This is a genomic window from Rheinheimera sp., from assembly GCF_020217005.1.
Lineage (GTDB): Bacteria > Pseudomonadota > Gammaproteobacteria > Enterobacterales > Alteromonadaceae > Pararheinheimera.
The window spans coordinates 1-10,000 of sequence record NZ_JAIWOI010000155.1; the positions used below are offsets into that span (position 1 = coordinate 1).

General features: G+C 45.9%; 9 protein-coding genes. 4 read left to right on the plus strand and 5 right to left on the minus strand.

The features are described from left to right. Positions 1-164 precede the first annotated feature (164 nt). Positions 165-1,442, minus strand: a complete 1,278-nt coding sequence (locus tag LDL40_RS07555) for an acetyl-CoA hydrolase/transferase family protein (RefSeq protein WP_300994645.1) — start codon at positions 1,440-1,442, stop codon at positions 165-167. Between the two features lie 391 nt (positions 1,443-1,833). Between LDL40_RS07555 and LDL40_RS07560 the strand changes: the two genes are divergently transcribed. Further along, positions 1,834-2,418, plus strand: a complete 585-nt coding sequence (locus tag LDL40_RS07560) for an outer membrane beta-barrel protein (protein ID WP_300994647.1) — start codon at positions 1,834-1,836, stop codon at positions 2,416-2,418. A gap of 269 nt (positions 2,419-2,687) precedes the next feature. Here LDL40_RS07560 and LDL40_RS07565 read toward each other — a convergent pair whose 3' ends face one another. The 3 genes from LDL40_RS07565 to LDL40_RS07575 form a co-directional block, all read right to left on the minus strand. Beyond that, positions 2,688-3,878: an acetyl-CoA C-acyltransferase gene (locus tag LDL40_RS07565; protein ID WP_300994649.1), complete on the minus strand. Its 1,191-nt coding sequence runs from the start codon at positions 3,876-3,878 to the stop codon at positions 2,688-2,690. A gap of 130 nt (positions 3,879-4,008) precedes the next feature. Next, positions 4,009-5,628, minus strand: a complete 1,620-nt coding sequence (locus tag LDL40_RS07570; RefSeq protein ID WP_300994650.1) for a methyl-accepting chemotaxis protein — start codon at positions 5,626-5,628, stop codon at positions 4,009-4,011. 311 nt (positions 5,629-5,939) lie between these two features. Then, on the minus strand, positions 5,940-6,386 hold the full coding sequence (locus LDL40_RS07575) for a hypothetical protein (protein WP_300994651.1): 447 nt from the start codon (positions 6,384-6,386) through the stop codon (positions 5,940-5,942). 338 nt (positions 6,387-6,724) lie between these two features. On the opposite strand from LDL40_RS07575, the gene LDL40_RS07580 reads away from it, so the two are divergent. Continuing rightward, positions 6,725-6,958 carry a hypothetical protein gene (locus tag LDL40_RS07580; protein ID WP_300994652.1) on the plus strand — a complete coding sequence of 78 codons (234 nt, stop codon included), beginning with the start codon at positions 6,725-6,727 and terminating at the stop codon, positions 6,956-6,958. A 259-nt stretch (positions 6,959-7,217) separates the two neighbouring features. Here the strand turns inward: LDL40_RS07580 and LDL40_RS07585 are convergent, their stop codons facing one another. Further along, positions 7,218-7,958: an alpha/beta fold hydrolase gene (locus LDL40_RS07585; RefSeq protein ID WP_300994653.1), complete on the minus strand. Its 741-nt coding sequence runs from the start codon at positions 7,956-7,958 to the stop codon at positions 7,218-7,220. Between the two features lie 178 nt (positions 7,959-8,136). On the opposite strand from LDL40_RS07585, the gene LDL40_RS07590 reads away from it, so the two are divergent. After that, on the plus strand, positions 8,137-9,102 hold the full coding sequence (locus LDL40_RS07590; protein ID WP_300994654.1) for an ABC transporter ATP-binding protein: 966 nt from the start codon (positions 8,137-8,139) through the stop codon (positions 9,100-9,102). Further along, a partial coding sequence (locus LDL40_RS07595) for an ABC transporter permease (protein ID WP_300994656.1) occupies positions 9,099-10,000 on the plus strand: 902 nt, incomplete at its 3' end. The genes LDL40_RS07590 and LDL40_RS07595, both read left to right, overlap by 4 nt.

Below are 10,000 nucleotides of genomic sequence, written 5' to 3' on the forward strand. Positions count from 1 at the left end.
AGCCAAAGCGAACTACGTACTGCAGCATCAGTTGGGAGGAGTTTTTGCCTGGGAATTAGGCGGCGATAACGGCCAGCTTCTAAACGCTATACATCAGGGTTTGGGTCATCAAGCCAAGTAGAATGCAAAGGCTCTGACCATTCAGAGCCTTTGCATCGCTGGATTTAGAGAGATAATCCCCAATCCTGATGGGCTTCTCGTGCTAATTGCTCACGAAATTGTGGTGCTGCGATCTCAATCAGTGCCTTAGCCCGCTCCGCTAAACTGCGGGCTCTTAAGTTCGCCACACCATATTCAGTGACCACATAATGCACATGGGCACGGGTTGTTACCACTCCAGCACCTGGTGCAAGCAAAGAGCTGATACGGGATACTGTGCCGCCTGCTGCAGTAGCAGGCAACGCTATCACTGAACGGCCACCTTCTGACAACGCTGCGCCGCGGACGAAGTCCATTTGTCCACCAACCCCGGAATAAATGCGGGTACCCAGCGAATCAGCGCACACCTGACCGGATAAATCCACTTGTAAGGCGCTATTAATCGCCATCACCTGAGGGTTTTGCCTGATCACTGCCGTATCATTGGTATAGGCCACGTCCAGAAATACCACTTCCGGATTGTCATCAACAAAGTCATACAAAGCCTGGCTGCCCATAGCAAAAGTGGTGACAATTTTACCCGGATGTTTTTTCTTATTCCGATTCGTGAACACGCCTTTTTCCAGCAGCGGCAATACGCCATCGGAAAACATCTCTGTATGAATACCTAAATTCTGCCGATCACCCAGGCAAGCTAAAGTCGCATCAGGAATAGCGCCTATGCCCATTTGTAAACAATCGCCATCTCTGACCAGACTGGCGACATGGCGACCTATTTGAGCTGTGACAGGATCGACCACAGCAGGTAAATGCAGAGGAATTTGACTCTCAAGTTCAACATAAGCGGCAAAATCAGTCAGATGCACAAAGGAATCACCATGGGTGCGAGGCATATGCGGATTTATCTGCGCTATGATTTTTCTTGCGGACTGCATGGCCGCTCTGGTTGCCTCCACTGAGACCCCTAAACTACAGAGGCCGTGTTTATCCGGTGGCGACACCTGAATAATGGCGGTATCCAGTGGTTGCTCTCTACTGCGGAATAATTTGGGAATTTCTGACAAAAACGCAGGCACATAATCGGCCTGAGCACAATTCACCGCAGGTCTGGTTGGACGCCCGACAAAAAACACCCGCTGGCGCAGATGCCCCCGTAACTCAGCGTTGCATAAAGCTTCACTGTGTTCAGTGTGTAAGCTGATTAATGTCAGATCTTTTTTGTCTAAAGCAACCCGCGCCAGTGCGTTGAGCATAGTGTAAGGAGTGGCAGCCATGGAGTGACACCAGATAGTCTCTCCATCTTGAATCAACGAAAGCGCCTGTTCGGCAGATTGGCAACGCATAAAAATCCTTTAATCTGAAAAAAGAAGTTTAGTCTAGTGCGTTTAACACAATGAAAAGCTGATAAGGATCAACAGAAGCTGATGATTTGAATCATTTCTTATTGAACAAGAGTAAAAAGAAAACTCAGGCCACATAAAATGTAAATTACGAGCAAACTCCAACAGCCGTATACACATTTGTTTACAAACTCCAAACCACAAAAATATACATATAAGTCACATTTGATTTACAATGCATGCGAAGTTGTAGCTAAACCACCTTGCCATGGGGACTCTATCCCGTCCCTCAGCCTTGGACAGGCCGCAACAGCTTTGGAGTTGCGAAGTAACTCACCATCAGCATAACACTACTCATAAAATAAGGACTTTGATGAAATACAAGCAGGTTTTGATGGTATTGATACCATTAGTTGTTGGATCTCCATTGGCAGTCGCAAATCCAGATGCTTTGGCTCTGACTGTTGATTTAGGTTCTGCGAAACAAAAAGGCGACAGATTTTCCGACCATGACACTTCTGCCGCCCTGACTTTGGGTTATCAGCTAAGCACAAATTGGTCACTTAATCTGAGCTACACAGATTTTGGCAAAGCACAAATGGCGCCCGGTTTGCTAATAGCAGACGGTGTAGCCTTTGATTTTTTCAGAGACCTTGAGACCAAAAGCATGGGATTAGCAGCACAGTATCTGACCGATCCTATACTGTACGGCTGGTCTTTTGGGGGCCGCCTGGGTTTGATGCATGTGGATTCGAAAATGACGGCTGTGGTACCTGAGTTTATGGATGGCTTTTTATCGATCGAAAAGGACTCAGGCACTACGCCAACTGCAGGTGTGTTAGCAGCTTACCGTCTGACAGAACAGATCAAATTAATTATCAGCGCTGATTACATGAAACCGGAAGTGCAAACGGCCAGTAATGCAGCAGAGGATATCAAGACGACACGCTTCGCTGTCGGCCTGAAGTATCAGTTCTGACCCCTTCCCTGGAGTTCAGGTTCAATGCGCTGCAAGCAGCACAAAGGACCTGAACTTCTCTAAAGCGACCATTTAAGATTTGGACCATCAGTCGCGTTATTGCGCAGTATCAATCAGGTGCTTTCCAGCTCACACTGTTGTTTATGCTTAAGAGTCTGTCCGGCACGGGTTACCACCTTGTCGCAACTCAGACAGCCATTTCGCTGCACGCTGCATAAAACATCGTTAGCCCGCAATTTGCAGCTCAGCTGCTACTTGAACAAGTCGAATCATAGATTCAGCCGTTCAATCATCAGAGCTATACCCTGACCTCCACCTATACACATAGTGATCAGGCCATAACGGCCCTTTATGCGCTGCAACTCAGCCAAGGCTTTGATAATGAGTATAGCGCCCGTAGCCCCAACCGGATGCCCAAGCGCTATGGCACCACCATTAGGGTTCATTTTAGCAGGGTCAAAACCTAAAGTTTGGCTGACAGCCATTGCTTGTGAAGCGAAAGCTTCATTGGACTCAATCACATCAATATCACTTAGCAATATGCCGGTCTGTGCCAGTAATTTCTGTACCGCTGGTATTGGCCCTAATCCCATCAAAGCCGGTTCAACACCAGCAAAACTGTACCCAGCAATGCGTGCTTGCGGCGTCACACCAAGGCGATTAGCTTCAGTCTGACTGGTTAATACCAATGCAGCTGCTCCATCGCTTAAACCCGAAGCATTGCCAGCCGTGATCAGCCCGTCTTTTTTAAAGGCAGCCTTGAGCGTGCTTAAGGTTTCTGTTGTTGTATCGGGCCTGATAGGCTCGTCTTCTATAATCTGCAGCTCTTTTGTGCCGGAAGGCACAGTAACAGCAGCAATCTGGCTGGAAAAATAGCCTTGTTGTCTGGCATAAGCTGCGCGGCTATGACTTTCAGCCGCAAACTGATCCAATGCGCTTCGGCTAAAACCATAAAGGTCAGCTATTGTCTCTGCGGTGATGCCCATATGGCCTGAACCAAAGGGATCCGACAAAATGCCTAAGGTTAAATCTGTTAAACCGCTATGTCCCAGCCTCAACCCACGCCGAATGTTATTCACTAGAAAAGCCCCATTGCTCATGCTTTCTGCACCGCCAGCTAAAGCAATCTGACTATGGCCCAACTGAATCATCTGAGTGGCAGAAATGACGGCCTGAACAGCTGAACCGCATAACCTGTTGACGTTAAAAGCTGCGCTATTAACAGGTAAACCAGCATTAAGCGCTATGTGTCTTGCCAGATAGGCATCTGCAGGGCTTGTGGTAATAATATGACCAAAAACAGCATGATCGATCTGCTCAGCCAGGACACCACTTTGGCTGATCGCAGATCTGGCAGCTGCAGTACCGAGCTCGGCAGGGCTTAAGGATGATAAAGCACCACCAAAACTGCCAATAGCAGTTCGCTTTCCTGCCAGAATGACTACATCAGATAACTGCATAACAGTCCCTATTGAATTCACAAACCAAACAATTCTCTAGAGTACAGTGCATAACCAACGAACACTAGTCTACAAAAAAGCCATCCTTGATGGATGGCTTTTTACCTTCAACTGGTATAACTGTCAGCTTCTAACTGATTTTAAACTTACCAACCAAACCAAAAAGCACATTGGATAACTGGCGGATATCTTCTGACAATTTATTGTTCTGTTTGGCGACGTCGCCTGCGGCACTAGCCTGATCATGCAAGGCGTATAAGTTTTTGGTGATGTCTTCAGACACCACAGCCTGCTGTTCCGTCGCAGCGGCAGTACGGATAGCCATATCATTGACCTGCACTGAGGATTGCATAATTAAACGAAACACCTGCTCAGCCTGAGCGAAATTAGCTACAGTTAAGTCTGCATTCTGCTTGCCACTGTTTATAGCCTGAGTTGACTCAGTTACCCTACTTTGTAACTGTGCGATGATCTCCTGAATATGGTTAGTGCTTTGTTGCGTGCGTGACGCCAGAGTCCTTACTTCATCAGCCACTACAGCAAAACCACGGCCTTGCTCTCCTGCCCTTGCAGCTTCAATAGCAGCATTTAATGCCAGTAAGTTGGTTTGCTCAGCAATACTGCGGATCACGTCTAACACTGAACTGATAGTACCAGAGCTTTTTTCCAGATCGGCGGAGAAACCTAAAGCTGCGTCTACATCAGCCGTCAGCCTGCCCATACTATCCGTCACTTTATTTACCACTTCCAAACCTAAAGCGGCACTTTTGCGGGCCTGGTCAGATTCACCAGCAGTTTCTGTCGCTACCTGAGCCATTTCTTTATTGGCTAATGTCATTTCGTGTACAGCACTGACAATAGAATCAGACGCTGTATTCAATGAAGAAGTAATAGTATTGGTTTTTTCTGCCGAGTCCGACAACTGAGTCGTCAGCTGGCTTAACTGACTGGCCTGTTGTAAGAGTGCGGCTATCATACTGCACTGATTGGCAATGAAATGATTAAACTGACGAGCTAAATCAGCAAATTCATCTTTGCTGCTGATTTCCAGCCGGGCTGTTAAGTCTCCATCACCACTTGCAATCTCAGATAATCGCTGTGTCAAAGCGTTAATTTGTTCGGTTAACACTTTTGGATTTTTGTAGCTAAACCAGCCGGATATCAGCAGTAATACCAAAGCAAAGCTATAAGTAAATGTATTGAAAAACCGGATTTTTTCATGCAACAAGCTCTGCTCTGATTCAGATAGCTCCAGAGCCACCTCACCGGCAAGGTTGAGTATTTTCCGCAGGTCGGCAAATTTACTCTGTTCATCTGACTTTAATTCACTCAGTTGGCTGCGCCCGTCCTGAGCGGCCAGTAAGACCTGAGCGCTTGATAACCAGGTCTTGTAGTTCGCCTCAAAGTCATTAAATTTTTCTACTGTCGCTGGGTAGCCTGATAAATAAGCCAGATATTCGGCAAAACGTTGTTTAACCTGCGCGGCATTTTCATCAAAATCCTGCCTTGCCGCAGTTTGCTCTGCATTCTCACTGACACTGAAATCGGCTAACGCTAATTGCGCCTGATACAAATCCCTGTCCGCATTCAATACTGTAGACACAGCGGGCAGGAAATTTTCTGCTTCAATTTTTAAAGCACGTTGTTGTAACAGGTTCAGATAGCTAAATAGTGTAATGACCACCACTACTGTCATAGCCATCAAGATTGTCGGAATACTGCTTTTTACCCTGATACTGTTGAAATTCATAGCCCACCACCCAATTGCCATTTTTATCATTTATAGCAGATACCAATTCAAAATTGTATCATTTTTATCATATAAATAGATTTTATGCGCGAATATAGCAAAAATAACGCTGTTTGCTTCCGCTGGCACTGAACTCAAAGCAAAAAGGTCAGATAGGGTGAGAGCTCAGATCTGTGCTCGTTGGGCAGAGTGATCCTGCTTGACTCAACAGCAGAAGATACTGTAACTCGGCAAGAAATGCAGTCACAGACAGGCTACGCAGCTGTGTAGCTCTGCCTGTGTTTTATGCTGGGTCTGTCAGGGCTTTTTTATCACAAACGATCAGCTGGTCCACACAAAGGCAGTTTTTCCATATCCTGCTCAGTGGCGCTGTCATTACATTCGCCTATAATGCGCTCGTAGCCATGCTCAAAACTACTGTCGAGTTCAAAATAACCCTCTTTGCAAAATTGCTTTACCTGCATTAACTCGGCGAGTTCATCGTATAAAGGCCCCTCTCCGGGTTCTTTATCATAACGTTCTGCGTTCGACTGACGGGATGGTCTTCGCATGGACTTTTCTGAGGCCATGCGCTGCATCATGACCACTTGTTCAATTTGCATAGGACGGCCTTTACGGTAACTAAATTGCTTACTCAAATCTTTGTGCACACAAGCACGAAATACTGCTGGTGCGTCGGAGCGCTTGTATGGGGTTGATGAACAACCGACCAATAACACAGCTATACTCACTAATCCAATCCAATACTGTTGTTTCACCTGACGAGGTTCCTTATTAACACTGTGTGCCCAAAACTTCCATAGTCAGCTTGACTCTGCTCCGGCCAATTGGTTCCTTAACTGCTAAAATAGCACCTATGTATCAGCAAAGAAAATCTAAGCCTTCAGGCAAACACTAAAACCAGTGCAACCAGTTAAAACTGTATTCGACTTTGGTCAATGCGGTATTTATCAAATTTTTGCAACTATTTGCTTTTTATACGGAACAAAGTAAAACCTTATTGGTCAGAGCCATTGCATGAGAACTCCTCCCGGAGTGAGAGAAGTAGTACACACCAGGGATCATTATTAAAAAGCGCTAAACCGGAGCTCAAACCATGATGACATCTATCCGTAGCCGTATTTTAGCTTTTTTAGATCTGGCGCACTGCCAGTACAAGGTTGAAGGCAATACAATTAAAACCTCTGCCGCGGTATTGGCCTTTACGTCAGACCATCTCTCCATTAAACGTGAAGGCAAACCTGAGCGTTTAATGCCTTATGAAAAACTCAATATGGATAAAATTTTGTTTTTACTGACGGCCCAGGGCGATAAAAACCAGTCGGCGTAGAAACTCAGATTTCGACTTGCAGAGGCTGCCAGCAGCACTTAGACATCGAATGACTATTGTCAGATAATAACAACAATAGGTATTGGATGCCTGCCTCATTGCTTGATAGCCTCTGAAGCCGGGTTTGCTGGCTATTTTCATGACACGGCTCAAGCCGCTTGCCGAAACTATTTCTGGTCCTGCGATCTAATCAAGTGAAGTATCAGTACTGAGAAAATGAGCAACGGCACTATCTTTAGTGGTAAAAATCGCCCTCAGATTAACAGGCGAACTCGGGATTTGCACTCGTTGGATCAGACTGAATATGTTCGGTGACAAACTGCTTTAACTCCCGGGCAGCCAATGCTGGTATGGCTTGCAATAAAAAATGTGGCGCATCGAGCCGGACTAACTTCATACCAGGGTTGTACTGCATTAATGTAGTGGCATTAAAAGCCCAAATAAGACGGTCTTGTCTGGCCTGCAGGTATAGAAGTGGCAAGGTTAAGTTATGAAACTTGTCCAGTACATCTACCTGCAACACCTGTTTTGCTCTGTGTTTAATCACTCGCTCCGGCACCATAGTTAGAGCTTTTTCCAGCAACGCAGATAAATGAACACTGGCGAAACGCCCCTGCAACCACAAAGCAGTCCAATGATGTACAAACTCATTCCACGGCAATTTATCCACAGCGTTGGCTAATCCTTTTATCGCAGGTAAAGGGTTGCGACCAAAAGTGCAGCAAAGCACCAAAGCCTTAAGATGCATAGGTTGTTCCGCTGCCAACATGATACCCAGAGGTCCGGAAAAAGACTCTGCCAGCACTACATAAGGGCTTTGCGGTAGCTGGGGCCGGATAAAATCCAGCAATTCACTGTACCCCCAAAGCTGATCCAAAGGATAAGCTATCACCTGAAGCTGGAAATCTGGTGTCAGTTGTTCGGCCAATTGCTGATATAAAGTCCCTGTACCATCCAAACCTGGCAGCAATAGTATGGTTAGCGCTTTGTTTACCCTCATATTCTGCTCCCGCTGCATGACTGGCGCTTGCCAGTGTAATCTAAACAGATGACAAAGCGCTGACAATTACTATCCAGCTGCAACGTTAAAAAATTGTCACAATTTAACCTTGTTGTTAACTCTACAGCATTGATATGCTTGAGCCTTTGTATTTAGCCAACGTATGCAAAGGAAGATTATGCTCAGGATTGCTGCAAATCAGATAGAGAAAAGTTACAGCACAGTAAAAGCGGTCGATCGCATCAGTTTTGAGGTGAAATCAGGCCAGATTTTTGCGTTGCTTGGCCCTAATGGTGCAGGAAAATCTTCTCTTATCAGGATGTTAGTTGGCCTGACCCGGCCCGATGCCGGCCAGATCCGCATCGAATACAAAGGAGAGGAACTGAACAGCTTACCTCAGCGTTGTTACGGTTATCTGCCGGAAGACAGAGGCTTGTATCAGGATAAAACGGTACGGCAAAACCTGACTTACATTGCTAAGTTACGTGGCATGAATGCGGCGGATATAGCACAAGGACTTAACGTATGGTGCACCAGACTGGATCTGCTGGAAAAAATGGACGACAACCTCAACAAACTATCAAAAGGCAACCAGCAAAAAGTTCAGCTGATTAGCTGTGTACTGCATAAACCTGATTTGCTGATTTTAGATGAACCCTTTTCTGGGTTAGATCCGGTGAATCAGGAACATGTGCTGTCCATTCTGACCGAACTAAAGCAAAGTGGTACAACAGTGATCCTAAGCGCCCATCAGATGGCGCTGATTGAACGTTTGGCCGATCAAATGCTGCTGCTCAACAAAGGGCAACTGGTTGCGCAGGGGAGCCTGGCGGAGGTTAGCCAGCAGTTGGATCCTAAACAATGGTTTGAAGTGCGCTTTGAACAGCAGGTCGATAGACAACAACTGCAGCAATTAAGTGCTGTGGCAGAGCTAAACAGTTCAGCCTCAGACAAAATGCAGTTAACTTTACAACAAAGCTTTAGTGTCGGCCAGCTCTTGCACCAACTGTCCAGCCTGGCTGAACTGGCTGACTTCAGCCGAATTCAACCCAGCCTGCATCAGCTGTACCTCACTGCAGTACAAAAGCACAATCAGCAAAACACAATAGAGTCGTCAATACTCACAGAAGGAGATGCAACATGACTCTTTGGACCATAGCACTATTTGAGTTCCAACGTTATTTCAAATGGAAACAGGAACTGATCAGCATAGGTCTGATGCTACTGTCTTTAATAGTTATGAGCGCCTGGCCTCTGCTAAAAACCTGGCTGGACAATGACTACAAGGTTGCATTAGTCGGTCCAATCACAGCGCCTGCAATCAGCGGTTTTAGCATCAGCCCAATCCCAGCCGATTCAACTCAAACCGCACTCGCCGGACTAGGAGAAGTCTGGGATTTAGTGGTTCAGGTGCAAGACAATACACTGGTGATGACAGCTCAATCCAGTGCCAGTTGGCAGGAAAAAATAAGACCAGAACTACAAAACTGGCTACAAAAACAACGCATCAGTCTACTACCTTTAAACCCTGAGCAAAAAAAGATTATCGATAGCCTGCCCGAAACTAAGCTGATATTCCTGAACAAAGATTCAGCTAAACAAAACAAAGAGCAACAGATGGTCAGTGGCGGTTTATTGATCCTGATGGGTATTGGCGTGTTTTCAGGTTTTGGTTTTATGTTTACCGCGATAACCACGGAAAAGCAGCAGCGTGTCACAGAACAGTTGCTAACATTGATCAGCGCCAAGCAGTGGATCGAAGGTAAAATTCTGGGCATCTCACTGTTTTGTTTAAAAAGTATGGTCACGACAGGCTTGTTTTTATACCTGATGATCCAGGCTGTTTCGCTGGCCAAAGGCAAAGGTATGTTTGTATTGCCTATCACCAGTTTAGATTTGGCCAGTGCCTTACTTTTTGTCAGCTTAGGTTTGTTGTTAATCAATAGCTTTATGGCAGGTTTTGCTGCCACTATTGACGACCCAAATCACTCAAGCCGTTCTATCATCATGTTTTTGCCCACAGTACCTTTAGGCGTTGTATT

Excerpts from the sequence above, each read along its gene's own strand:
- LDL40_RS07555 (WP_300994645.1), bottom strand. The coding sequence starts at position 1,442 with ATGCGTTGCCAATCTGCCGAACAGGCGCTTTCGTTGATTCAAGATGGA.
- LDL40_RS07560 (WP_300994647.1), top strand. The coding sequence starts at position 1,834 with ATGGTATTGATACCATTAGTTGTTGGATCTCCATTGGCAGTCGCAAAT.
- LDL40_RS07565 (WP_300994649.1), bottom strand. The coding sequence starts at position 3,878 with ATGCAGTTATCTGATGTAGTCATTCTGGCAGGAAAGCGAACTGCTATT.
- LDL40_RS07570 (WP_300994650.1), bottom strand. The coding sequence starts at position 5,628 with ATGAATTTCAACAGTATCAGGGTAAAAAGCAGTATTCCGACAATCTTG.
- LDL40_RS07580 (WP_300994652.1), top strand. The coding sequence starts at position 6,725 with ATGATGACATCTATCCGTAGCCGTATTTTAGCTTTTTTAGATCTGGCG.
- LDL40_RS07585 (WP_300994653.1), bottom strand. The coding sequence starts at position 7,958 with ATGAGGGTAAACAAAGCGCTAACCATACTATTGCTGCCAGGTTTGGAT.
- LDL40_RS07590 (WP_300994654.1), top strand. The coding sequence starts at position 8,137 with ATGCTCAGGATTGCTGCAAATCAGATAGAGAAAAGTTACAGCACAGTA.